Below are 22834 nucleotides of genomic sequence, written 5' to 3'. Positions count from 1 at the left end.
GGAAATAGCTGGATTGCTTCGCTGCGCTCGCAATGACGGGGAGAGAGACTAGGCGCCTGCCGCCACACCCTCCGACACCGGCCGGAAGTTCGCAAAATCCCAGCCGCGGCCCGGCGCTGCCTCGAGCAGAGCTCTGGTGTACGCCTCCTTCGGATGCGTCAGCACTTCAGCGGCCGGGCCCTGCTCGACGACGCGGCCGTGCTGCATCACCACGACCTCGTCGCAGATCTGCGCTGCGACGCGCAGATCGTGAGTGATGAACAGGATGGCGATGCCGAGCCGCTGCTGGATCTCGTCGAACAGTTCCAGCACCTGCGCCTGCACGGAGACGTCGAGGGCGGAGACCGCCTCGTCCGCGACCAGCACGTCGGGATCGAGCGCGAGCGCGCGGGCGATCGCAATGCGCTGACGCTGGCCGCCGGAGAACTGGTGCGGATAGCGCGCGACCGCATCGGCGGGCAGGCCGACCAGCTCGAGCAATTCGCGGGCACGCTTCATTGCGTCGGTATGCGACACGCCGTAATTGACCGGGCCTTCCGCAATGCTTTCGCCGATGGTGACGCGCGGATTGAGCGAGCGGTAGGGGTCCTGGAATACGATCTGGATCTTCTTGCGATGCGGCTGCAACAGCCGCCGCGAGATGTCCGAGATCTCGCGGCCGGAGAGGCGGACGCCGCCGGAGGTCGGGTCGATCAGGCGGACGATGCAGCGCGCCACGGTAGATTTGCCTGAGCCGCTCTCGCCGACGATGCCGAGCGTGCGGCCCTTGCGCAGCGTCAGCGTGACCTTGTCGGCGGCGACGACTTCGCGGCCTTTACCGAAGAACGCGCGCTCGCGATAGACCTTGCCGAGCTCGTTGGCCTCCAGCACCACCGGTTCCTTGGTCTCGGGCCGCGCCGCGCGCGGCACCAGGCTCGGCACTGCCGAGAGCAGGTTGCGGGTGTACTCCATGGTCGGATTGCGCAGGATGGAATCCAGCGTTCCGGTCTCGACCAGTCGGCCCTGCCGCATCACCGCGACGCGGTCGGCGATTTCGGCGACCACGCCCATGTCGTGGGTAATGAAGAGCACGGCGGTGCCGTGATCGCGCTGGAGGTCGCGGATCAGTGTCAAAATCTGCTTCTGCGTCGTGACGTCGAGCGCGGTGGTCGGCTCGTCGGCGATGAGAAGCTTCGGTTCGAGCACGAGCGCCATCGCGATCATGATGCGCTGGCGTTGACCGCCGGAGAGTCGGTGAGGGTAGGAGGCAAAGATACGCTCGACCTGGGGCAGGCGCACCTGCTCCATCATGTCGAGGATGCGCTTCTTGCGCGCCTTCGCATCGAATTTGGTGTGCGCGCGGAGAACCTCGTCGATCTGGCGACCGACCGGCATCACCGGATTGAGTGCCGTCATCGGCTCCTGGAAGATCATCGCCATCCGCGTCGCGCGGAGCTGCCGCAGGCGGCGGTCGGTCGCGGTGAGAATCTCCTCGCCGACCAGCTTGACGCTGCCGCCGGTCGGAATCAGCGTGCCCTTCGGCAGCAGACCCATCGTGGTCAGCGAGGTCACGGACTTGCCCGAGCCGCTTTCGCCGACGAGGCACAGCGTCTCGCGCTCATGCACCTGGATCGAGATGCCCTCGATGATGTTTGCAGCATTCGGCTTCTTGCCGACGGAGACGACGAGGTTGTTGATGTCGAGGATCGGGCTGGTCATCACTTGATCGGCCATCATTTGCCTTCCCGCTGCTTCATGCGCGGATCGAGTGCGTCGCGGGCGGCGTCGCCGATCAAATTGATGCTGAGGATGGCGATCGAGAGCAGCAGGCCCGGCCAGAAGATCAGCGTCGGCTTGAGCTGGAAGTACTGACGGCCCTCGGCCATGATGTTGCCCCAGGTCGGCGTTTCCGGCGAGATGCCGGCGCCGAGGAAGGAGAGGATGGCCTCTGTGAGGATCGCGGAGGCGCAGACGTAACTGCCCTGCACGATCAGCGGTGCGATCGTGTTCGGCATCAAATGCCGCCACATGATCTTTGGCAGGGATGTGCCGACCGAGATCGCCGCTTCAACATAGGGTTCTTCGCGCGCCGATAGCACGACCGAGCGCACCAGGCGTGCCACGCGCGGAACTTCGGGGATTGTGATCGCGATCAGCACGGTCCAGAGGCTGGCGCCGGACAACGACACCACGGCGATTGCCAGCAGGATGCTCGGCATTGCCATCAGGCCGTCCATGATCCGCATCATGACGGAATCGACCAGCTTGAAGAAGCCGGAGACGAGGCCGATCGCCAACCCAATGACGATCGACATGATCGCCGAGCCGATGCCGATCAGAAGCGAAATGCGTCCGCCATACATGACGCGCGACAGCAGGTCGCGGCCATAGGCGTCGGTGCCGAGCAGGAATTGCGCCGAAGAGGGCTTCAGCCGCTGTGAGGGCGCAAGCTGGATCGGATCATACGGCGCGATCAACGGCGCCAGGATCGAGATCAGGACAACCAACGCGAGGCAGATGGTCGCTGCCGCGATGATCGGCGTCGAGGTCAGGAATCCGAAGCGCGGCCGCAGCGGCGACGTGATCGGGATGGAGGACTGGGGAAGGGTATCGACAGACATTCTTGTTGTTATCCTTAGCCCTAGTACCGGATCCGGGGATCGAGCACCGTGTAGGCGACGTCGATCAGGAGATTGACGACGACATAGATCAACGACGTCAGCAGGATCATCGCCTGGATCACCGGATAGTCGCGCGCCAGCACCGCATCCACCGTGAGGCGGCCGATGCCGGGGATGTTGAACACGCTTTCGGTGACGACGACCCCGGAGATCAAAAGCGCAAAGCCGGTCCCGATCACGGTGATCACGGGCACGGCGGCGTTGCGCAGCGCATGGCGCATCATCACGGCGACTTCGTTGATGCCTTTTGCGCGCGCGGTGCGGACGTAGTCCTCGCCGAGCACGTCGAGCATCGCCGCGCGCGTCATGCGCGCGATCAACGCGATGTAGATGAAGGACAGTGCGCAGGTGGGCAGGATGATGCGCTCGAAGAACGGCCCAAAACCGTTCGAGATGCTGCGGAAGCCCTGCACCGGCACCCAGCGCAGGTCGATCGCGAAGACCTCGATCAGGATGTAGCCGACCACGAACACCGGCACCGAGAAGCCGAGCACGGACAGGCCCATCACGAAGCGGTCGATCCAGGTGCCATGCTTCCAGGCCGCGATCACGCCCAGGGGAACAGCGACGATGACGGCAAGGATGATGGTCGACAGCGCAATCGAGATCGACGGCTCGACCCGCTGGCCGATCATCTTCATCACCGGAAGGTTGGAGATGAGTGAAGTTCCGAGATCGCCATGCAGCAGCTTGTTCAGCCAGGTGATGAACTGCACGATCAGCGGCTCGTTGAGGCCGAGCGAGGTCCGGATGCGCTCGAGCCGCTCCGGCGTGGCGTTGTCGCCGGCAAGAATCGCGGCGGGATCGCCCGGGGTGAGGCGGAGCAGGAGGAAGACGAACAGCGCCACCACGCCCATCACGGGCACGGCGGCGAGAATTCGGCGAAGGAGATATCCGAGCAAGTTGGATCCCGTCAGATTAGAGTCAAATCAGAGACAGCGGCTGGAGCCTGGGGTTCTGCCACCAGCCTAACATTTCAGCAATTCCCATGCCATCCGGGCCACCGTTTTTGCAGTGCGATCACCTTGTTTCGGTGATCTGGCCCGGTTTTGGCGATGTGGCTCGCGCCGTTACTCCAGAGTCGCGAGCAGCCCCGCCATCAGCCGGCCGCGTTCGACCAGACTTTCGACCTCGATATACTCTTCGAGCGTGTGGCCGTTGCCGCCACGCACGCCCAGGCCGTCGAGAGTCGGAATGCCCATTGCGCCGGTGAAATTGCCGTCGGAGCCGCCGCCGGCGCTCGCATGCGGCAGTTCTGCGCCGAGCGACTTGGCGATCCCGCGCGCCTTTTCATACAGGGCCATGGTGCCGGCATCGGGCTCCCAGACCGGACGTGTCACGCCGCGCGTCACATTGAAGGTGACGTCATTGGTTGTACCGGAGAGCGCCAGCATCCTCTCGACGCCGCGATCGAGGTCGGCCTGGCGCTTGGCCATCGAGAGCGCTTCGCCGGTGGCGGTCGTGGCAACGCAATTGACCCATTGACCCCCGTGCACGACTCCGACGGAGAACGTGCAGTCCTCGCCCGTCATCGCGTCGATGGCGAGGATTTGCCGCGCCATCTCGCGGATAGCAGAGCGGCCCGCCGACAAGGTCGCGCCGGCGTGGCTGGGCCGGCCGGTCGCCTCGAGATTGAAACGCGCGATGGCATAACGTCCGGTGGTGACGCCGTTGTCGGCGCGGCCGGGCTCGGGCACCAGCACATATTTGTTGCGCGCGGCTTCCGCCTCGATGATATCGCGCGTGGAGGGTGTGCCGACTTCCTCGTCGGGCGTGAACAGCACGGTGATCGGCAGCGGCGTCGTGAACGAGGCGCGGGCCAGTTGGCGGATCGCTTCCAGCGAAAGATAATTGCCGCCCTTCATGTCGTAGATGCCGGGTCCGTAGCACTTGCTGCCCTCGCGCCGCCATTTCAGCTTCTCGATGGTGCCAGTGGGGTGGACCGTATCCATATGTCCGGCAATCAGGATGCCCGGCTCGCCTTGCTTCGGATGCGGAAAGCGTGCGCGGATCACGCCGCCAAAACCCTGACGACCGGCGATGCGCTCGATCGTCGCACCCATGATCGCCATCTCCCGCGCTGCGATATCGAGCATGCGGTTCACGGCGCTCGCGTCCCAGGTCGGGCTTTCGCATTCCACCCAGCCGCGCAGGCCCTGGAGCATCGCTTCGGAATCGAAGGGAAGATTGGCTGGATTCATCTCAATGTCTCTCGAATGTCTCTTGGGCTTCGGAACATGGAACGCGCATTGCATCGGCGCGGGGCAGGACAGGCGGAGAGCGTTGTAGAGCCAAACCGATCGTTGTGGAGCCCGTGCGCGCGCCGCTTGGGCTTGCAGCGAAACCGGATTGACGCGCTCGGCACTGTCTGCAACTCTCGAAAAGATAAAGGCATTGCATGAGGTTAGTTCGCCTAAAGAACGAACCGGATGCTCAATCAATAACCTGCCTTTGAACAGTTTCACGTCAGGAGAACATTTATGTTTAAGTTGATGCGCCGGGGGCCTCGCGCGTTCGCCTCCAAACTTGCGCTGTCGGTCGTCGCGCTTTCAACCGCACTGGCCTCGCCGGTGCTTGCGGCCGGCAAAACCATCACGGCGGTGATGCATTCGGATCTGCGCATCATCGATCCGATCTTCACCACCGCCTACATCACGCGCGACCATGGCTACATGATCTACGACACGCTCGTGGCGCCCGATTCGAACTTCAAGATCCAGCCGCAGATGGCGGAGTGGAAGATCTCCGACGACAAGCTCACCTACACGTTCACGCTGCGCGACGGCCTGAAGTGGCATGACGGTGCGCCGGTGACGGCGGAGGACTGCGTTGCCTCGCTCAAGCGCTGGGCCGCAGTCGATGGCATGGGCCAGAAACTGCTCGACTTCACCGCGAGCATCGAGGCGACCGATGCCAAAACCATCACGCTGAAGCTGAAGGAGCCCTACGGCCTCGTGCTCGACTCGATCGGCAAGCCGTCCTCCCGCGTTGCCTTCATGATGCCGAAGCGCCTCGCCGAGACGCCGCCGGACAAGCAGATCCCCGAGCAGATCGGCTCGGGTCCTTTCAAGTTCGTGCAGTCGGAATTCCAGCCGGGCGTGAAGGCGGTCTACGTCAAGAACACCGACTACGTGCCGCGCAAGGAGCCGTCGAGCTGGACCTCCGGCGGCAAGGTGGTGAAGGTCGACCGAGTCGAGTGGATCACCATGCCGGACTCGCAGACCGCGGTGAACGCGTTGCAGTCGGGCGACATCGACTTCGTGGAAAATCTGCCATACGACATGCTGCCGCTGCTGGAGGCGAACAAGGAGATCACGATCGAGGTCTCGAACACATTCGGCTTCCAGACGCTCGGCCGGATGAACTTCCTTTATCCGCCGTTCGATAATGTCAAAGTGCGCCGTGCGGCCTTTCTGGCGATAAACCAGAAGGACGTTCTCGACGCGCTGGTCGGCAACGCCAAATATCAGAAGATCTGCGGCGCCTTCTTCGTGTGCGATACGCCATTCGCGACCGAGGTCGGTGGCGAGACCCTGGTGAAGGGCAACGGCATGGCAGAAGCCAAAAAGGCGCTCGCCGAGTCCGGCTATGACGGCACCCCGATCGTGATCATGGCCCCCGGCGATGTCACGACGCTGAAGGCGCAGCCGATCGTTGCGGCTCAGTTGCTGCGCGAGGCCGGCTTCAAGGTCGACCTGCAAGCGACCGATTGGCAGACGGTGGTGAGCCGCCGCGCCAGCCAGAAGCCTCCGAAGGAGGGCGGCTGGAACATGTTCTTCACCAACTGGGTCGCGGCCGACGTTTCCAACCCGATCGCCAATCTCTCGATCGGCGGCCAGGGCAAGAAGGGCTGGTTCGGCTGGGCCGAGAACGCCAAGATCGAAAAGCTCAAGGACGACTTCGTTCGCGCCGCCTCGCTCGACGATCAGAAGAAGATCGCCGCTGACATCCAGAAGGAAGCCTATGAGCAGGTGATTTACATCCCGCTGGGGCAGTATCTCCTGCCGAGCGGCTGGCGTAAATCGCTGACCGGCGTGCTCGACGGTCCCGCGACCCCGCTGTTCTGGAACGTCGACAAGTCGGAGTAGGGCGAAGGCTCTTTCTTTCGTCCGAATCATCATGCGGCGCCGCTGTCATCAGCGGCGCCGTTGTCGTTTGTCGATCTTAGTCGTTTGTCGACCTTGCGCCGGCTGAGAAGGCGGACGTTTTCAATCTTTTCCAGTTTCCAATCATTGCTATTTGTTTCCGTACTGAACTAGATGTGCCGTTCTTGCGCATCACCTTCCTTCCTCCAATTGATTCCAGTGCCGATCGATTTTGCATTCCAGGCGATGGCCGAACGGTCCGATCGCGCGCCGGCGCGATGGCGCCGGCCATTCCTGCGTTGGCTCGATGGCGTCGAGACGGGCTGGGCCGTGCCGCTTCTCATCGCCGGCTTCGTCGCGATCTGGACACTCTATCTGGCGGTCGCCTATGCCGGCGGCGGTCTGCACCCCGATACGCTGGAGGCCTGGACGCTGGGGCGGCATTTCGCGTGGGGCTACCCCAAGCATCCGCCATTGACCGGCTGGGTTGCCGCGAGCTGGAGCGCCATCTTTCCGCTCAGCGAGTGGTCGCTGCAATTGATGGCGATGACCAATGCCGGGCTTGCGCTGGCCTTTGTCGACCGGATCGCGCGGCAATTCGTGACGGGGCACAAGCGCGTCCTGGTGCTGTTGCTCCTGATGCTGACGCCGGCCTATCAATTCCATGCCCAGCGCTTCAATGCCAATGCGGTGCTGCTAGCCGTTTGGCCGCTGGCGACCTGGTGCTTCCTGCGCGCATTCGAGACCCGCTCGGCGTCGTGGGCGATCGCCGTGGGGGTCACGACGGCGCTGGCCATGGCCGGCAAATATTATTCGATCTTCCTTGTCGCGAGCTTCACGTTTGCCGCGCTGGCGCATCCGGCGCGACGCGCCTATTTCACGTCCGCCTCGCCCTGGATCTCGGTCGTCGTCGGGCTTGCGGCGCTGTCACCGCATGTTCATTGGCTCGCCACGACGGGGGCACCGACCTTCACCTACGCGCTGAACCATGCCAACGGCACTGCGGTGAGCTCGCTCGGTGAGGCCAGGAACTTCCTTCTGGGGCTGTTGGCGGCCATCAGTGTGTCAGCCGTCAGCTGGATGCTGATCGCTGGCACGCGGCTGAAGCAGTTTCCGGACGATTTCGCGGCGATGAATCCGGGCCTGCGGCTCCTCTTTTACGTTGCCGTCGGCACGATCGCGCTGCCGGTCCTGGTCTCGCTCGCGATAGGCACCGATCTGCCGTCGCTCTGGGCGTTGCAGGGATTGTTTCTGTTCGCCATTCTCGTGGTCTGCGGCACAAATTATCCGATCGAGCGCTTTTACACCGTCAACCTCACCTTGATCGTGGCCGGCGTTGCGCTCACGGCCGTCCTCGTGGCCGCGCCGATCCATGCCGTCTACCGCAACGATCACGGTTACGAGGAGGGGCGCAATTTCTATGCGGAGGCGGCCAGCGAATTGACACGCGAGTGGCGCGAACTGACAGGCGAGCCGCTCGCCGCCGTCAGCGGCGACGATGCGTTAGCCTTCGCGTTGGCCTTCTACAGCCCGGACCATCCGCACTACGTGCAGCCGTTCGAGGATCAATATCCCGGGGGCTTGCCGGGCAAGACGACGCTGGACCGCGGCTGGGCCGCGCTCTGCTTCCGCGATCAGGATGATTGCAGCCGGTGGATGGACGGGGTGGCCGGGCGTGCCGGGCACTTCGTCAAACGGGAATTTATGGTCCAGGCGCAGCTATGGGGCCGGCCCGGTCTCACGCGGGAAGTGGTTGTGCTGATGGTGCCGCCCCCTGGAAGCGGCGCGGCACCCGAGGGCGTCGCGGACGATTTCAGCGCCAGCAGGCGCGCAACGGAATAGACGTGTCTTGCTCAACAGTGGCTGTCGCGGACCCGCTCGAGCCCTTCACTCGCGAATGGCACGGTGAAGGCGGTCGTTTCGGCGTTCGACGGCGTGCGTTCCGTCTTCGCCCGCTCCGCGGCGTCGTGGTCTTTACGGTGTTTCGGTTCCATTGAAGCGCCTTTTCAAATTGTTGCAGTACAACATCGAGAGCGCCGCGAAGTTCCTCACCCGATGGCGCGATGATGCGGCTTGAACAGCCGTCCCCTCTCCACCACCAGCACGATCGCGAGCGCGGCGAGTGACGACACGAAGAAGCCGACCGAGAACGGCAGCAGCGTGCCGTCGAAGCTTTGTCCGATTGCCATGCCGACGGCGATGCCGATCAGCGTGGTGATCGAGCCGTAGAGCGAGGACGCCGTGCCGGCGATGTGGCCCTGCGGCTCCATGGCAAGTGCGGTGAAATTGGCGACCATCATGCCGAACGAGAACATCATCAGCGCCGAGAGCACCATGAACAGGGGAAGCGGCAATGTGCCGAGGCTTTCCGTCAGCAGCATCACACCCGCCACGGCGGTGTAGAGCGTCAGCGCGCCGTGCGAGATCACGCGCATGCCGAGGGTTCCGACGAATCTTGCGTTGAGGAAGCCGGCAATGGCGGTACCGGCCGCGATCGCGGCGAAGGCGAGCGGAAAATAATGGCCGAGGTGATAGATGCCGACAAACACTTGCTGGGCCGAAAATACGTAAGCGAACAGCGCACCCATGACGCTGCCGGCGGCGAGCGCGTAGCCGAGAGTTTGGCGATGGGTCACGGTCTGCCAGTAGGCCGTGAGCACGTCGACCGGCGCGAGCGACCTGCGTTCGCTCTCAGGCAGGGTCTCCGGAAGCCGCAGCACCGACCATGCGAGCGCGAGCAGGCCATAGAGCATCAGCACGACGAAGATGCCGCGCCATTGCGTCACCAGCAGCACCGCCTGTCCGAACGAGGGGGCGATTACGGGGACGGCGATGAAGATCATCATCGCAAGCGACATCACGCTCGCCATGCGGCGGCCGACGTAACAGTCGCGCACGATCGAGGTTGCGATCACGCGCGTCGCCGAGGTGCCGAAGCCCTGCAGTGCGCGCGCCAGCAGCAGTGTCTCGAACGACGGCGCGGCAATCGCCAGCACGCTCGCCATCGCATAGACCGCCATCCCGCCGAGCAGCACCGGGCGGCGGCCGAAGCGATCCGACAGCGGTCCCATGACGAACTGGCCCGCGCCAAAGCCGATCAGGAAGGTCGACAGCACCAGCTGAAGATGATTGGCGACGGGGATATTGAAGGCCGCCCCGATATTGGGCAGCGCCGGGAGCATCATGTCCATGGCAAGCGGATTCAGCGCCATGATCGACGCGATCACGATGACGAATTCGGGAAAACCCATGGGGCGGTGTCCCGAGGACACCCAATCGTCGGCATTGACGTCGGACAAGTAGCTCACCTCTGATTTGAGGCCCTTGTCTAACTCCGATGCTGCGATGCACAAGCGATGATTCGGGATGGCTGGCAGGCGGTGCAGGAGCAGACAGGAATTGATGAGGTATCAGCGCTCGCGGCAGCGGCGCTCGGTGGGATCATCCGCGCAGCTCTCGTGGTGCGGGCAGCCGGGGTCGAACCGGCACAGCGCTTGCGCGCCGAGGGATTTTAAGTCCCTTGCGTCTACCAATTCCGCCATGCCCGCTTGATCCAACGAGATCAATCACTTAAGTCCCTTGCCGGCGGTCTGGAATTGGCGTTTGCAGGCCGGAGGGGCGGTTCTTCCTTAGGCGAGCCGGCGGCACAAGGCAAAGCCTCAATCCGGACATCTGTTGTTGCTTTAGGCATTCTCAATCGACGGGGACTATTCATCCGACATGTCAGCTTTGATTCGATGTCTGCTTTGACCCAATATCGCCTGCGCACGTGCTGCGTGGCCGCCGCGCTGCTCGCGGCCGGCTTCGCGCAGTCCGGCTGCGCCGGCATGAGCGAGACGGTCGCTCCGGCGTTTGCCGATCCCGGCAAGTACGAATTGTACGATTGCAAGCAGCTCGAAGGCGAGCGCAAGTCGCTCGCTAGCCGCACCATGGAGTTGCAGAGGCTGATGGACAAGGCACAGACCGGCGCGGGCGGCGCCGTCGTGTCGGAGCTTGCCTATCGCAACGACTACGTCGCGGTCCGCGGGCGGGCGCAGATGGCCGAGGACGCTTGGCGCCGCAACAAGTGCCGGGAAACGCCGCCCGAAGAGAAGCCGGCCGCTGCGCCGGCGCCCGCGGCCAATCCTGGCCCGATCAAGCCTGGCCCGAAATCGACAAGAGCAGTGCGCTGAAACCAGCGCCTCGCATCAGGGTCGCCAGCCGTAAATCCAGTCCTGCCGTGCCAGCATGCGTTCCGGGCCGAGGGCGCGGACCGCAAGATCGCGCGCGTATGCGAGCGGCCCACCGAAATGGTAGATGCGGCCTTGCTGCCGCGCGGTCCGCTGCACCCGCCGCACGCGCGTCTGGCGCGTACGCCCGTATTGTCTCAGCGCAGCCGTGATGCCCGCGGTGCTCTCGGCGATCTCAAGGCTCAAATGCTGCGCGAGCACCGCGGCGTCCTCGATCGCCATGCCGGCGCCCTGCGCCGCAAACGGCAGCATCGCATGCACGGCGTCGCCGAGCAGCGCGACCGGGCCTTTGCTCCAGGGGCAGTCGTCGGGCACGTCGAACAGCGCCCATTTCCGCCAGCTATCGACCGTGGCGAGCATCATGCGCGCCGCGGGCGGCCAGCGTGGCGCGGCGAAGGCGTCCATCACCTCGAGGGGATCGCCGGGCGTGCTCCAGCCCGGTCTGTTCCAGGTGCCCGGCAGCACCGCGACCACGTTGATCTGGCGTCCGCCCGCGATCGGGTAGGCGACGAGATGGGCATTCGGGCCCATCCAGAGCTGGACCCGGCGCGCGGTGTAGTCCTTCGGCAGCTGCGTGGCATCGAGCGTGCCGCGCCAGGCAATCAGCCCGGAGAAGCGCGGCTGCACCTCGGGAAACAGATGCTGGCGCACCGTCGACCAGATGCCGTCCGCGCCGATCAGCGCACTGGCGAGATCGCTGCGCCGGATCGTGCCGCTGCGATGGACGACCGTCAGCCCCTTGGCGTGAGGCGCGACGTCTTCGAAGGTCGCGCCGAGTTTCAGATCGATATCGGGATGGTCGGAGACTGCGCCGGCGAGTGCGGATTGCAGGTCGGCGCGGTGCACCACCCAATAGGGGGCGCCGGCGCGCGCGGCGGCGGCTTCTCCCAGCGGCATGCGCAAGAGTTCGCCGCCGGCCCGCGCACTCATGATCGAGACCGCCTCCGGGATCACGGCACGCAGCCTGAGGCGCTCGGTGAGGCCGAGCTCGACCAGCACGCGGCTGGCATTGGGAGAGAGTTGCAGACCGGCGCCGACTTCCTCGAGCCGCTCGGCCTTTTCCAGTACGACGATGCGGAAGCCGCGGGCCGCGAGCGCAAGCGCAGCCGTCAGTCCACCTATGCCGGCACCGGCGATGACAATTGTTCGGGAGAGCGCCACCCCTGACCGATGGAAGCGATCAGGCGACCTTGTCCTTCAGGACGCATTCCGGCGGACGGGCTTCGCCCGCCTTCAGGTCGGCGGCGAAACGGTACAGCGTCGAGCAGTAGGGGCAGATGATCTCGTTGTCGTTGCCGAGGTCGAGGAAGACGTGCGGATGATCGAACGGAGGGTTGGCGCCCACGCACATGAACTCTTGCGAGCCGATTTCGATGACGGGGACACCGGCATCGTTGTGGAAGTGCGGGACGACATGGTCGGACATCGTACTCATCCTGGAGTGGCAATGGCGGCAGACACAATCACGACTGACGCGGCATTATTAAGGCGCCGCGGACCATACTGGTGGGTGTGGATGATTGCTAGCCCAGCGGAACCGAAAGCCCCGCAATGCCCCATGCTCATTTGCTCATGCAAATTCGACACAATCTTGCGGCCTGAGAGAAGCCCTTCTTTCGTCGGGGACGTTGTGTCGCAATTTTGGCATACTATGTCTGTGGACGAGCGTAATTGCGACGAAAGACGAACCGTCAGGCGTCAACGATCTCAGGACCGTCCAGGCTCTCCGCATGAAGTGGTTGCGAATCAGCACAGCGTTGACCGGTATCGTGGCGTGCGGCTTCATGCTCGCGCAGGTAGCACCCCATGCCCGCGAGGCCGGCGCGATTCTGGCCGCCCAGGACGATCCCGCCGCGCTCTCCGAGATCAAGCTCGACGCGCTGCTGCGGCACAACGACCGCCTGATTCAGGACAACATCGAGATCGCGCTCGTATCGGGCGATGCCGATCTTGCCGACAGTTTTGTCGCGTTGGCGCGCGACCGCAACATCGCGCTGCCTGACGACCTCCTGAGCCGTGTCGGCGATGCGGTCAAAGCCGAAAATTCCACCTCGCATTTCGCAAAACGGTTTGCCACCGGTCTCGTCACCGGCAACGCGGACGATGTTGCGAGCCTGTCGGGGACCGTGGCCGGCGATCTCTTTGTCATCGGCGACATCCGGGACGTCGTCCGGGAGGGCAAGCACCTCGCGATGGGCGAGGAGACCGATCGCCTGGTGCTGGGCCTCGCGGCCGCGGGTCTCGCGGTTACGGCCGTGACCTACGTCTCCGTCGGCGGTGCCGCGCCGGTTCGCGCGGGGCTGACGCTGGTGAAGGACGCGCGCAAGGTGGGCCGGCTCGGCGAGGGACTGGCGGCATGGGCCGGCCGGTCCGCGCGCGAGGTCGTCGATACGCCGATGCTCCAGAACGCGGTTGCCTCCGGCTCGGTGCTGCGGCCGGGCCAGACCTTGAGCGCGATCAAGGCCGCGTTCCGCGCGGAAAAGGCCGGCGCGCTGGTTCGGCTCGGCAAGGATGTCACGCGCGTCGTCGAGAAGACCGGCACGCGCGGCGCGATGGATAGCTTGCGCATCGCCGAAGGCCCCAAGGACGTCGCACGCGCGGCGCGGCTCGCGGAAGCGCAGGGCGGCAAGACGCGCGCGATCCTGAAGCTGCTCGGCCGCGGCGCGCTGCTGCTGATCGGCGGGGCGTTCAATCTCGCACTCTGGCTGTTCGGTGCGGCCTTGACGCTGTTCGGCCTGTTGTCCTCGATCAAGGCGACGACGGAGCGCCTGACCCAGGCCTGGTGCGATCGCAGACGGGCGCGGCGACTTCGCCAGGCCCGGATCGCCGCCGAAGCCGTTCTGGCAAGCGCTGCCGTCACGGCCTAAGATACCTCTTCCCCTCAAGATTGCGGAACTGATGATGCCGAGCTTTCACAACGGCGCCGTTGAAATTGCCTATCTCGACGAAGGCGAGGGCGATCCGATCATCCTGGTGCACGGCTTTGCCTCCAGCAAGAACGTGAACTGGGTCTATCCGACCTGGGTCTCGGAGCTGCGCAAGAACGGCCGCCGCGTCATTGCGCTGGACAATCGCGGCCATGGCGAAAGCGCCAAGCTCTACGAGCCCGCGCAATACTCGATCCCGACCATGGCCGGCGACGTGCTGGCACTGATGGATCATCTCGCCATCCCGCAGGCTGATCTGATGGGCTATTCGATGGGCGGCCGGATGACGGCCTGGCTCTCCCTCAATGAGCCGCAGCGCCTGCGTTCGGCAATCCTCGGCGGCATCGGCATAGGAGGCCTGATCGAGGGCACCGGCCCCGGCGAGAACGTCGCGAAGGCGCTGGAAGCGCCCTCGCTCGACGACGTCTCCGATCCCGTCGGCCGCACGTTTCGTGCTTTTGCAGACCAGACCCGTTCCGACCGCAAGGCGCTGGCCGCCTGCCTGCGCGGCACGCGCGATCTCATGACGAAGGACGAAGCCGCGCGCATCGACGTGCCCGTGCTGATTGCGGTCGGCTCGACCGACGACGTCGCGGGTTCGGCCAGCGCACTCGGCGCCATCATCCCGGGTTCGGAAGTGCTCGACATTCCCGGCCGCGATCACATGCGCGCGGTCGGCGACAAGGTCTACAAGACTGGCGTGCTCGATTTCCTCTCACGCCGCGGCTGAGGCAATGTTGAGGCGGGGGGGTGTTGCGAAATTACCCCAAATTCACAGCATAAAGAGGCTGTGCTCCCTTCAGGGTTCCGGCGGCTAAAGCCGGCGGTCCACCAAAGGCCAATAGATGACCCGCCGCCGCGTCACATATTTTTCAGTAAGCGCTGGTGGAGCGTTGCGGCATTGGGCTGCCTGGCGGCCCACTCCAGGTTACGTTCGCCATTGATCTTCACCCAGAACGTACGGGTAGGCGCATCGCTCCCATCTAGCGAGTTGAAGGTACATGAGGCCCTTTCTCGAATGATGGCGCCGATGGAGTCCTGAGCCTGGTAATTGATGAGTGCCACATACTGCACCGGCGGGTGGCGCGCAGCTTGCATCATGAAGCTTCTGGTTGACTCGGGTACGGCCCTCTCCGGCTCGGCGAAAAATTCGTCCCACGGGATCGTTCTTCTGGAGTCGTCCAGGTCAATTCGTTGATAGGTGGAGGGAACTGCTAACCGCTCTTGGATGGCCGTTTCGCAGGTCTGCACAAATTGAGAGGTGAAAGGCGGATAGCCATGGACGTAGGCATAACCAAGCACAGCGACACCGAGAACTGGGAATGTTGCGATGGCAAGTTTGATCTTCATCTATGACTCTTACACGTCTTCCAACTTGGCTTTGAGCGCTGGGCAACACGGTGCACTCTCAATCACGTATTTGCTGCCGCCGGCAACGGATGGACGGACCGTAACTCGAATGAGGCTAAGCGTGCATTAATCGGTCAGCACAACCGGCCAAATCAAATGTGCCACTTTGTCGCTGGCTGGGGCGGTGTCCATTCGGCTTTGGCTCCGGGCCGACCACACCAGGCCCGCCCAATGCAACCCCCACCGATGCAACGGACGAAGCGGCCAATCTCATCGCGCTTTCGTGTCATCGCCGAACGCCCGCGCCAGCGCCATCAGCACCACGAAGGTGACAACCCAGACCATCCGCGCGCCATAGCGGTCGTGGGGTCCGGAAATCACGCCGCAGATGAAGGCGTTGCCGAGCAGCGCCAGCACGACGGTTGCCGCCAGCAGCGTCAGATCGTCGAGCCGGCGATTTCTGAGCGACAGCGCGAGGAACACGACCAGCGCCAGCATCGAGGTCAGCGCGACGGGGACGTGAAGCCAGTTGACGCCGTCGAAATTGACAGCCCAGTGCTGCTGGCGCGCTGCGCGCATCGGCGTGACCTGCGCCGGGATGTAGCGCTCGATGATGCCGCGGGTGTGCGGGATCCAGCCATTGGTGCCTTCGCCGGTCGCGACATGCAGCAATTGCTGGCCCATCGCCCGCAACGCCGCGCCGGCCTGCCAGGCCGGATAGTCGGCGAGCGAACCCACGACGATGGTGCCCATCTCGTCGTTCATGCCTTCGAAGCGGCCGAGCGTGTTGAACATGCTCTTGCCCCACAGGAATTCGTCGGCGGTCGCCGGCAATTGGTCGCGATAGGGGCAGAGTTTGAGTTTTTCGCGAGGGCAATGGTCATTGAGATAACGCGCGACGATGCCGTCCTGCATCATGCGGCCGAAGGCGACGCCGGTGCCGCCGGGCGTCCATGTCCATTTGCCCGACAGCGCGTGGTTCGCCGACACCAGCATCAGGCCGCCGGCGACGATGGTGAGGCTCGCCTGAGCCAATCCCGCGATCGGAAGCCGCGGCCCCAGCAACGGCCGCGCCATCCAGCCCGCGACGCAGAGCCCGAGTAGCACGCCGAGCGTCGCGCTATGGGTCGCGGCGGCAAAGGCGGTGAAGACGAACAGCGAGATTTTTTCGAGCGCCGAGGTCCGCGGCCCACCGATGACCAGCAGGAATAGCGACAGCACCGACAGGCCTGCAAAAATATCGGTGAGCAACATGCTCGCAAGCCAGGGCAGCGCGGTCGACAGGATCAGGAGCAGGCTGATCGCGGCGAAGCGGAACGTTTGCATCATCGAGAGCACGCGCAAGGTGAGTTGCAACAGCCACAGCGTCGCCAGCGACTGGATCGCGAGGTTGATCCAGAAACCAGAACTCTCGCCATAGTGCAGATAGATGCCGAACACGGTGGAGCGGCTCGGGACGAGATAGCCCTCGTACCAGCGCGCCAGATAGCCTCCGGTATCCCATTGCAACAGCGGATAGCCGTTCCAGAACGCCGGCGCGATCATCAGCAGCGGCAGGGCGATCGCAGCCAGCCGCAGCCAGAGTGAGCCCGCGGCGCCCGCGCGCGCATGATCGGTGGTGATGGTCAAATCCGCTCCGTCCTCACTCGGACCATGCCCGCAATCACGGTTGAGGCGGAATTCACCAATAGTTTGACGCCGCCCGGCTTGAATTTGGCGAAACCCTGACCATTTTGAGCCGACCTTGCCGCCGGGGGCGTCGGAAGAAACTGTTGTGATTCAACGCGTTGGCATGGCCTCGCTGGGCAACGCACTGTTCACTCTCAGGCAAGCCCGTCAGGACTTTGTCGCCTAGACTGTGTTATAGAACCAGTGAAACGAGCCAATTCGAAAGAGCAGATCTCATGGCAGTGCATCAGGTCAATCCGGGAGGAAAGCTCGCAACGCTCGATCCGATCTGGGATCGGATCCGTGGCGAAGCGGAGGACATCGTCCATCGCGAGCCGGAGCTTGCGACCTTCATCTATTCGACGGTGCTGCATCACAGTCGCCTGGAAGATGCGGTGATCCATCGCGTCGCCGATCGGCTCGATCACTCCGCGCTGTCGGGCGATCTCGTGCGCCAGACCTATGACGAGGCGCTGCGCGACGATCCCGATCTCGGCAACGCGTTCCGCGCCGATCTCGTCGCCGTCTACGACCGTGACCCCGCGACCTCGCGCTTCATCGACCCGTTGCTCTATTTCAAGGGCTTCCACGCCATTCAGACCCACCGCCTCGCGCATTGGCTCTATCTGAAGGGCCGCAAGGATTTTGCGTATTATCTGCAGAGCCGGGCGTCTGCGGTATTCCAGACCGACATCAACCCCGCCGCGCGCATCGGCCGCGGCATCTTCCTCGATCACGCCACCGGTTTCGTCTGCGGTGAGACGGCACTTATCGAGGACGACGTCTCGATCCTGCATGGCGTCACGCTCGGCGGCACCGGCAAGGAGAACGAGGACCGCCATCCGAAGATCCGCCACGGCGTCCTGATCGGGGCCGGCGCGAAGATCCTCGGCAATATCGAGATCGGCCATTGCGCGCGCATCGCGGCGGGCTCGGTCGTGGTCAAACCCGTGCCGCACAACGTCACGGTCGCAGGCGTGCCCGCCAAGGTCGTCGGCGAAGCCGGCTGCGCCGAGCCGTCGCGCACCATGGATCAGATGATCAACGCCATGGGACTTTGAGATGGGACTTTGAGAGGGGACGTCGAGCTTGTCGGAAGGGGGCGGATTTTTCCGCCCCCTTCGCCCAAAATTCTTTGGCAATTCATGCTGGCGGTTGGTCGCGTCTCGTCCTAAAACCCGCGCCAACCCAGATTTCGATTGGAGACTTGCCGTGGACGTGAAGGAAGTTAGGAAGCTCGACGCGTACCTGAAGCGCGTATTCGGCAATTCCAAGATCCGCGTCGTGCCGCGGCCGAAGAAGGATGATTCCGCCGAGGTCTATATCGGCGAGGAATTCATCGGTGTGCTCTTCGTCGATGATGAGGACGACGATCGCTCGTTCCAGTTCCAGATGGCGATCCTCGAGGACGATCTCGTCGATCAGGAGTGATGCGACCCGATTGGTGAGACGGAACTTCTCGCCCTCACCATTTAGTGTCTGACGCGGCGGTGCGATCGGCCGACGCTTTTCCCACATTCCGTCCATGCGAACAGTGCTGATCTCCGGGGCGGGGATTGCCGGGCCTACGCTCGCGTATTGGCTGCGTGCCGGAGGCTACGAGCCGACGCTGGTTGAACGCGCGCCCGCGCTTCGTCATGGCGGCTACGTGATCGATTTCTGGGGACTGGGCTACGACATCGCCGAACGGATGGGGCTGTTGCCGGCGATCGAAAGCGCCGGCTACCGCGTCAGGGAAATGCGGATCGTCGACGGTCGCGGCCGGCGAGTCGCCGGATTTGGTACGAACGTCCTCGACGATCTCACAGGCGGGCGTTACGTCACTCTGGCACGAAGCGATCTGTCGCGCCTGCTGTACGGTACGGTCCGCGATGGTGTTGAAACGATCTTCGATGAGGAGATCGTTGGCCTGGAGCAGCAGCCTGAAGGGGTCGACGTCCAGTTGCGGCGGGGCGGGAGCCGACGTTTCGATCTCGTCGTCGGGGCTGACGGCCTGCATTCGCAGGTGCGCCGCCTTGCGTTCGGCTCGATCGGGACGTTCGAAAGAAATCTCGGCTATGGCGTCGCGGCATTCGAGACCCGCGGCTATCGCCATCGCGACGAGAATGTGTACCTGATGCACAACCGGCCGGGGCGTATGGTTGGCCGTTTCGCGCTGCGCGATGATCGCACCTTGTTCCTCTTCGTGTTTCGCGGTGATGCAGGCGAGCCTGCCGCACAGAAGGCACAGCTGCGTGATCTCTATCGCGACGCCCGCTGGGAATGCCCAGACATTCTGAACGAACTCGAGCGCACCGATGATTTGTATTGCGACCGGGTCAGCCAGATCAGGATGGACGGCTGGTCGCGGGGCCGGGTCGTGCTGATTGGAGACGCTGCGTTCTGCGTCTCGCTCGTCGCCGGGCAGGGCTCGGCTCTGGCCATGATCTCTGCCTATGTGCTTGCGGGAGAGCTCGTACGCGCCGACGGGCGCCACGAGGAAGCATTCAGCGCCTATGAGACCCGCCTTCGCAGCTATATCGGCGCCAAGCAGCGCGGAGCGGAGCGCTTCGCCGCGGCATTTGCGCCGCGGACGTCATGGGGATTGTGGTTTCGCAATCAGGTCGTGAAGGCGTTCTCGTTGCCGGGCGCGGCGAAATTCGCCATCGGCCGAGACCTTGCCGACAAGCTGGATCTGCCGACTTATCGCTGGAGCGATCGCAAGGTGATCGGCGTTTGAATGGGCCGGGGCTTTGAATTTTTTCGAAAAGACGAATTGTCGGAGGGGGCGAATTTTCGCAGGCTGGCTTCGAAAATACGAAGTCATGCCAGGCACTTGGCTACTGTGCATGGGGTTGTTTTCGCAGTTTTTGTTTGGGAGGCTTGGGGCCGCGCGGCCGCTTACCCCTTCGGTCCCCGCAGCTGCGCCGTCAGCTTTTCCATCGCTTCCGCCGCATCGCGCCACTGCGATAGCCAGCTGCGCGGAAAGCGGAAGGTGAGGTCGGCGCCGCCGACGCGGCGTTCGGCGAGGCACATGCCGGGCGTCGCCCCATCGCGCGTGCAGCGCGCGGTCAGCGCCGGACTTGCGGCAGAATAGAGATCCTCGCTGCCGTACGGCGTATCTGCGCGGAACATCCGCATCGTCAGTCCGTCCTGGGGCATTGCCGCGGCCTGGTCGAGATAGCGCGGATAGATCGTGGCGGTGCGCTGCTCGGGCGAGAGCGCATCGCGATGCGCGGCGATCGACAGGAAGATGCGTTCGATCGGCTGCATCGCCGCATCCACGCTGTCGGCGGTGACGTGCTTCGGCGCGCCCGGCGGCTCCAGCGAAGGGTACAGGAAGTCGAGATCGATCCGCTCCTGCGGCCCGGAGTGGCGCTGGATCTTCATGCGGATCGCGTTGGTCGGCAGGTTGAACAGCGTGCCGCCGACGCTCACTGGCAGCTTGTCCGGGGCGCTCGCGCCGCTCGAGCCCCAGGTCGGCCACAACAAATAGGCGACGAGCGCGACGGCGCACACCGCGGCAATGCCGCCGAGCACGATCGGGATCACGTGGCCCCGGGTGCGCGCCCGGGGAGACTGAGGGGAGGTTGCCGAAAACACCGTCATGAGCCGCGCGAATGAGCCGGAAGTCGGCGGATGGCCGACGAATCAGCGGCGAATATGCCACGTGGTGGCGATTTCGCGGAGCGTTCACCGGCTGCAGGGAAGGGAGAGAGGCCTGCGTGGGGCGGCTGGCGGCGTTAACCTTCCCTTAAGGATAATGTAGCGTTAACCGGCGCTCTTTGTCACAGGAAGGCTCTGGCGTTGCGTAAGGGCGGACCGTTCCGATGACACCTGAAGCTCTCAATACATTCTTCTCGATCGGCATCGGTTTCGCGCTCGCAGGCGCGCTCGTGAGCGGATACCAGACGGTCGCACAGCGGCCCGCCGGCTTCGGTCTGTTGCAGGACGGCGTGGCGCCGAAGACCTTCGCGGCGGTTCCGTTTCTGGTGTTCGCGGCGCCTTTCATCATCATGCGCAACACCCTGCGCGGCAGGCAGCTGGAGAGCCGTCGCGTCGAATTCGTGATGATGGCCACCGTCATCGCCGGCTTCTGGAGCATGATGAGCGGCACCTTCTTCCTGATGACGCTCCGCGCGGCCGGCGTTCTGGTCTGATGCGCGCGCTGTAGGGCTGCCTGCGCGGCAGCCCTTTGCGTCAAGGCTGCCGTTTCGCTATGGCTGGGGTTGACCTGACAGGAGACCCTCATGGCGATCTACGAGCTCGACGGGCAGGCGCCCGACCTTCCCGCCGACGGCAACTACTTCATCGCCGAGACCGCCACCGTGATCGGCCGCGTGCGCCTGAAGCCGGGCGCGAGTGTCTGGTTCGGCGCGGTGCTGCGCGGCGACAATGAGTGGATCGAGATTGGCGAGGGCGCCAACGTGCAGGACGGCTCGACCTGCCACACCGATCTCGGTTTTCCGCTTCACATCGGCAGGAACTGTACGGTCGGCCATAACGTCATCCTGCACGGCTGCACCATCGAGGAGGGCGCACTCGTCGGCATGGGCTCCATCGTGATGAACGGCGCCAAGATCGGCCGCAACAGCATCGTTGGCGCCGGCTCCGTCATCACCGAGGGTAAGGAATTCCCCGAACGGTCCCTGATCATCGGCTCGCCGGCGCGGGTCATCCGCACGCTCGACGACGCCCAGGTGCAAAAGATGGGCAGCGCGGCGAAGTTCTACGTCGCCAACGGCCCGCGCTTCACGAAGGGCCTCAAGCGGATCGGGTGAGCTCAGCTTCCTTCGGACTCGCGCGCTTCTAGTGCGCTTGCGACCTTCTCGTGCCCCGCGGACCATAGAGCATGCTCGTCGCTGCCGTCCTGGTACGGATTGGCTTCCGCCGGAATGTTTTGACGCGCCGCGCGTTCGCCTTCTGCAAAAGCATCGCGATCGTTCATCGTGACTGCGCCTTTCTGTTTCTGGAGCAGAAGATCGGCTTGAGCGTGATCGTGCCCGCCTTCCCGGTTCAAGCTGATGCGACGGCATTTGTTCCGGAACCGGTGTTGGCTGCGGCGGTTGACGGGCGAAGGAGAATTTTCGATGGCCAGCTTGCCTACAGCCCGTTCAATCAAGACCGTGATCGTGATCTTCGCCCTTGCCGCGATGCCGGCCGTAGCGTTCGCGCAAGCCACCGGCGGCTCCGCAGGATCGGCCGGAGGTGTCGCCAATTCTCCGGCACCCGCGCCTGGCACCAACAGTCTGGGTACGGCGCAGTCATCGGGAGCGAATGCCTCCTCCGGAACCACCACCGGGACCGGTGCAGGCGGATCCACCGACGCCGTCAACGCGGAGAACCGGCTGCTCGACAAGAAGCTCAAGAGCATTTGCCGCGGCTGCTGATGCTCGCGCGGAAGTGAGACAGTGAAGCTGTCAGGAACGCCTCAAGCCGATTAGCTTGGTCCTGCTTTGAAGCGTGGAGCGTCTCCACGCGGAGGATCGAGTGATGTTACGCAAGATGATGATGGCGGCGCTCGCCGTCGCGGCAGTCGCGCTGTCGGCCCCACAGGCGGCCCAGGCGCGGGGCGGTTTCGGCCACGGTGGCGGCGGTTGGGGCCATGGCGGAGGCTGGGGCCACGGAGGCGGCTGGCGCGGCGGCGGCTTCTGGCCGGGAGTCGCCATCGGGGCGGGTATCGCCGGCGCGGGTTATTACGGCAGCTATTACGGCTATGGCCAGCCGTATTACGGCGATCCCTATTACTATGGTACCGGCTACGACGATGGTGGCTATGGCAGCTGCTACGTCGTGCGCAAGCGCGTCATGACGCCGTCGGGCTGGCGCATCCGCCCCGTAGATGTCTGCGAATAGGCGGCGGTACCCGTTAAAAAACAAGGTCGCTGACGCAATATACCGTCAACGACCTTGCCAGCCCCGGACATTGAAATCGG

Annotated in this window: 22 protein-coding genes and 1 tRNA gene; 12 read left to right on the top strand and 11 right to left on the bottom strand. The window is 64.1% G+C overall.

Annotated features, from left to right (window positions below):
* Positions 1 to 48: 48 nt before the first annotated feature.
* From IVB47_RS00880 to IVB47_RS00865, 4 genes are all read right to left on the bottom strand, one after another.
* Positions 49 to 1698, bottom strand: a complete 1650-nt coding sequence (locus IVB47_RS00880; protein ID WP_247459539.1) for an ABC transporter ATP-binding protein — start codon at positions 1696 to 1698, stop codon at positions 49 to 51.
* Between the two features lie 14 nt (positions 1699 to 1712).
* Entirely contained in the window at positions 1713 to 2600 is an 888-nt protein-coding gene (locus tag IVB47_RS00875) for an ABC transporter permease (RefSeq protein WP_007611875.1), read from the bottom strand.
* Positions 2601 to 2620: 20 nt separating this feature from the next.
* Positions 2621 to 3562 (bottom strand): ABC transporter permease, encoded by a 942-nt coding sequence (locus IVB47_RS00870; protein WP_247459369.1) that lies wholly within the window; start codon positions 3560 to 3562, stop codon positions 2621 to 2623.
* A gap of 168 nt (positions 3563 to 3730) precedes the next feature.
* Positions 3731 to 4861, bottom strand: a complete 1131-nt coding sequence (locus IVB47_RS00865; protein WP_247459367.1) for a M20/M25/M40 family metallo-hydrolase — start codon at positions 4859 to 4861, stop codon at positions 3731 to 3733.
* 279 nt (positions 4862 to 5140) lie between these two features.
* Here IVB47_RS00865 and IVB47_RS00860 point away from each other — a divergent pair, with 279 nt between their 5' ends.
* Together IVB47_RS00860 and IVB47_RS00855 are read left to right on the top strand one after the other, a co-directional pair.
* Positions 5141 to 6748, top strand: a complete 1608-nt coding sequence (locus tag IVB47_RS00860) for an ABC transporter substrate-binding protein (RefSeq protein WP_247437644.1) — start codon at positions 5141 to 5143, stop codon at positions 6746 to 6748.
* Between the two features lie 243 nt (positions 6749 to 6991).
* The gene (locus IVB47_RS00855) at positions 6992 to 8587 is read left to right on the top strand and encodes a glycosyltransferase family 39 protein (RefSeq protein WP_346730779.1); all 1596 of its coding nucleotides are present in this window, start codon (positions 6992 to 6994) and stop codon (positions 8585 to 8587) included.
* Between the two features lie 206 nt (positions 8588 to 8793).
* On the opposite strand, the gene IVB47_RS00850 is transcribed toward IVB47_RS00855, so the two are convergent.
* Both IVB47_RS00850 and IVB47_RS00845 read right to left on the bottom strand, forming a co-directional pair.
* A complete protein-coding gene (locus IVB47_RS00850; RefSeq protein ID WP_247459364.1) occupies positions 8794 to 10044 on the bottom strand; it encodes a multidrug effflux MFS transporter in 1251 nt (416 codons plus the stop codon).
* Positions 10045 to 10204: 160 nt separating this feature from the next.
* Positions 10205 to 10293: transfer RNA gene (locus tag IVB47_RS00845), tRNA-Leu, on the bottom strand.
* Between the two features lie 189 nt (positions 10294 to 10482).
* Here IVB47_RS00845 and IVB47_RS00840 point away from each other — a divergent pair.
* Positions 10483 to 10917, top strand: a complete 435-nt coding sequence (locus tag IVB47_RS00840) for a hypothetical protein (protein ID WP_027567772.1) — start codon at positions 10483 to 10485, stop codon at positions 10915 to 10917.
* A gap of 15 nt (positions 10918 to 10932) precedes the next feature.
* Here the strand turns inward: IVB47_RS00840 and IVB47_RS00835 are convergent, their stop codons facing one another.
* A complete protein-coding gene (locus IVB47_RS00835) occupies positions 10933 to 12135 on the bottom strand; it encodes an FAD-dependent monooxygenase (RefSeq protein WP_027567773.1) in 1203 nt (400 codons plus the stop codon).
* A 19-nt stretch (positions 12136 to 12154) separates the two neighbouring features.
* Positions 12155 to 12400 carry a zinc-finger domain-containing protein gene (locus tag IVB47_RS00830; protein ID WP_007602543.1) on the bottom strand — a complete coding sequence of 82 codons (246 nt, stop codon included), beginning with the start codon at positions 12398 to 12400 and terminating at the stop codon, positions 12155 to 12157.
* Positions 12401 to 12704: 304 nt separating this feature from the next.
* Between IVB47_RS00830 and IVB47_RS00825 the strand changes: the two genes are divergently transcribed.
* Both IVB47_RS00825 and IVB47_RS00820 read left to right on the top strand, forming a co-directional pair.
* On the top strand, positions 12705 to 13841 hold the full coding sequence (locus tag IVB47_RS00825) for a hypothetical protein (RefSeq protein ID WP_247459363.1): 1137 nt from the start codon (positions 12705 to 12707) through the stop codon (positions 13839 to 13841).
* A 34-nt stretch (positions 13842 to 13875) separates the two neighbouring features.
* On the top strand, positions 13876 to 14631 hold the full coding sequence (locus IVB47_RS00820) for an alpha/beta hydrolase (RefSeq protein ID WP_247287163.1): 756 nt from the start codon (positions 13876 to 13878) through the stop codon (positions 14629 to 14631).
* Between the two features lie 131 nt (positions 14632 to 14762).
* Here IVB47_RS00820 and IVB47_RS00815 read toward each other — a convergent pair whose 3' ends face one another.
* Both IVB47_RS00815 and IVB47_RS00810 read right to left on the bottom strand, forming a co-directional pair.
* Entirely contained in the window at positions 14763 to 15251 is a 489-nt protein-coding gene (locus IVB47_RS00815; RefSeq protein WP_247459362.1) for a hypothetical protein, read from the bottom strand.
* 270 nt (positions 15252 to 15521) lie between these two features.
* On the bottom strand, positions 15522 to 16880 hold the full coding sequence (locus tag IVB47_RS00810; RefSeq protein ID WP_247287161.1) for a hypothetical protein: 1359 nt from the start codon (positions 16878 to 16880) through the stop codon (positions 15522 to 15524).
* 275 nt (positions 16881 to 17155) lie between these two features.
* On the opposite strand from IVB47_RS00810, the gene cysE reads away from it, so the two are divergent.
* From cysE to IVB47_RS00795, 3 genes are all read left to right on the top strand, one after another.
* Entirely contained in the window at positions 17156 to 17980 is an 825-nt protein-coding gene (cysE, locus tag IVB47_RS00805) for a serine O-acetyltransferase (protein WP_007602549.1), read from the top strand.
* A 151-nt stretch (positions 17981 to 18131) separates the two neighbouring features.
* Positions 18132 to 18350, top strand: coding sequence for a DUF3126 family protein (locus tag IVB47_RS00800; RefSeq protein ID WP_027567779.1), 219 nt, complete (start codon positions 18132 to 18134; stop codon positions 18348 to 18350).
* Between the two features lie 94 nt (positions 18351 to 18444).
* Positions 18445 to 19638, top strand: coding sequence for an FAD-binding domain (locus IVB47_RS00795; protein WP_247459361.1), 1194 nt, complete (start codon positions 18445 to 18447; stop codon positions 19636 to 19638).
* 161 nt (positions 19639 to 19799) lie between these two features.
* Here the strand turns inward: IVB47_RS00795 and IVB47_RS00790 are convergent, their stop codons facing one another.
* Entirely contained in the window at positions 19800 to 20507 is a 708-nt protein-coding gene (locus IVB47_RS00790) for a hypothetical protein (protein ID WP_247459360.1), read from the bottom strand.
* Between the two features lie 221 nt (positions 20508 to 20728).
* Here IVB47_RS00790 and IVB47_RS00785 point away from each other — a divergent pair, with 221 nt between their 5' ends.
* The 4 genes from IVB47_RS00785 (at position 20729) to IVB47_RS00770 (ending at position 22754) form a co-directional block, all read left to right on the top strand.
* On the top strand, positions 20729 to 21058 hold the full coding sequence (locus IVB47_RS00785; RefSeq protein ID WP_007611845.1) for a hypothetical protein: 330 nt from the start codon (positions 20729 to 20731) through the stop codon (positions 21056 to 21058).
* 90 nt (positions 21059 to 21148) lie between these two features.
* Positions 21149 to 21679 carry a gamma carbonic anhydrase family protein gene (locus tag IVB47_RS00780; RefSeq protein ID WP_247459359.1) on the top strand — a complete coding sequence of 177 codons (531 nt, stop codon included), beginning with the start codon at positions 21149 to 21151 and terminating at the stop codon, positions 21677 to 21679.
* 309 nt (positions 21680 to 21988) lie between these two features.
* Positions 21989 to 22288, top strand: coding sequence for a hypothetical protein (locus IVB47_RS00775; RefSeq protein WP_247459358.1), 300 nt, complete (start codon positions 21989 to 21991; stop codon positions 22286 to 22288).
* A 103-nt stretch (positions 22289 to 22391) separates the two neighbouring features.
* A complete protein-coding gene (locus tag IVB47_RS00770; protein WP_247362231.1) occupies positions 22392 to 22754 on the top strand; it encodes a hypothetical protein in 363 nt (120 codons plus the stop codon).
* The last annotated feature ends 80 nt before the right edge of the window (positions 22755 to 22834 follow it).

Origin of the sequence: Bradyrhizobium sp. 62 (assembly GCF_023073035.1) — a bacterium.
GTDB lineage: Bacteria > Pseudomonadota > Alphaproteobacteria > Rhizobiales > Xanthobacteraceae > Bradyrhizobium.
Note: the sequence above shows the minus strand (reverse complement) of the source record. Positions and strands in the feature narration are given on the sequence as shown.

What these genes read in the sequence shown, in the direction of transcription:
- IVB47_RS00880 (WP_247459539.1), bottom strand. Translation starts at nt 1,698, where the DNA reads ATGACCAGCCCGATCCTCGACATCAACAACCTCGTCGTCTCCGTCGGC.
- IVB47_RS00860 (WP_247437644.1), top strand. Translation starts at nt 5,141, where the DNA reads ATGTTTAAGTTGATGCGCCGGGGGCCTCGCGCGTTCGCCTCCAAACTT.
- IVB47_RS00875 (WP_007611875.1), bottom strand. Translation starts at nt 2,600, where the DNA reads ATGTCTGTCGATACCCTTCCCCAGTCCTCCATCCCGATCACGTCGCCG.
- IVB47_RS00795 (WP_247459361.1), top strand. Translation starts at nt 18,445, where the DNA reads ATGCGAACAGTGCTGATCTCCGGGGCGGGGATTGCCGGGCCTACGCTC.
- IVB47_RS00790 (WP_247459360.1), bottom strand. Translation starts at nt 20,507, where the DNA reads ATGACGGTGTTTTCGGCAACCTCCCCTCAGTCTCCCCGGGCGCGCACC.
- IVB47_RS00825 (WP_247459363.1), top strand. Translation starts at nt 12,705, where the DNA reads ATGAAGTGGTTGCGAATCAGCACAGCGTTGACCGGTATCGTGGCGTGC.
- IVB47_RS00840 (WP_027567772.1), top strand. Translation starts at nt 10,483, where the DNA reads ATGTCTGCTTTGACCCAATATCGCCTGCGCACGTGCTGCGTGGCCGCC.
- IVB47_RS00855 (WP_346730779.1), top strand. Translation starts at nt 6,992, where the DNA reads ATGGCCGAACGGTCCGATCGCGCGCCGGCGCGATGGCGCCGGCCATTC.
- IVB47_RS00865 (WP_247459367.1), bottom strand. Translation starts at nt 4,861, where the DNA reads ATGAATCCAGCCAATCTTCCCTTCGATTCCGAAGCGATGCTCCAGGGC.
- IVB47_RS00785 (WP_007611845.1), top strand. Translation starts at nt 20,729, where the DNA reads ATGACACCTGAAGCTCTCAATACATTCTTCTCGATCGGCATCGGTTTC.
- IVB47_RS00820 (WP_247287163.1), top strand. Translation starts at nt 13,876, where the DNA reads ATGCCGAGCTTTCACAACGGCGCCGTTGAAATTGCCTATCTCGACGAA.
- cysE (WP_007602549.1), top strand. Translation starts at nt 17,156, where the DNA reads ATGGCAGTGCATCAGGTCAATCCGGGAGGAAAGCTCGCAACGCTCGAT.
- IVB47_RS00775 (WP_247459358.1), top strand. Translation starts at nt 21,989, where the DNA reads ATGGCCAGCTTGCCTACAGCCCGTTCAATCAAGACCGTGATCGTGATC.
- IVB47_RS00830 (WP_007602543.1), bottom strand. Translation starts at nt 12,400, where the DNA reads ATGTCCGACCATGTCGTCCCGCACTTCCACAACGATGCCGGTGTCCCC.
- IVB47_RS00815 (WP_247459362.1), bottom strand. Translation starts at nt 15,251, where the DNA reads ATGAAGATCAAACTTGCCATCGCAACATTCCCAGTTCTCGGTGTCGCT.
- IVB47_RS00780 (WP_247459359.1), top strand. Translation starts at nt 21,149, where the DNA reads ATGGCGATCTACGAGCTCGACGGGCAGGCGCCCGACCTTCCCGCCGAC.
- IVB47_RS00770 (WP_247362231.1), top strand. Translation starts at nt 22,392, where the DNA reads ATGTTACGCAAGATGATGATGGCGGCGCTCGCCGTCGCGGCAGTCGCG.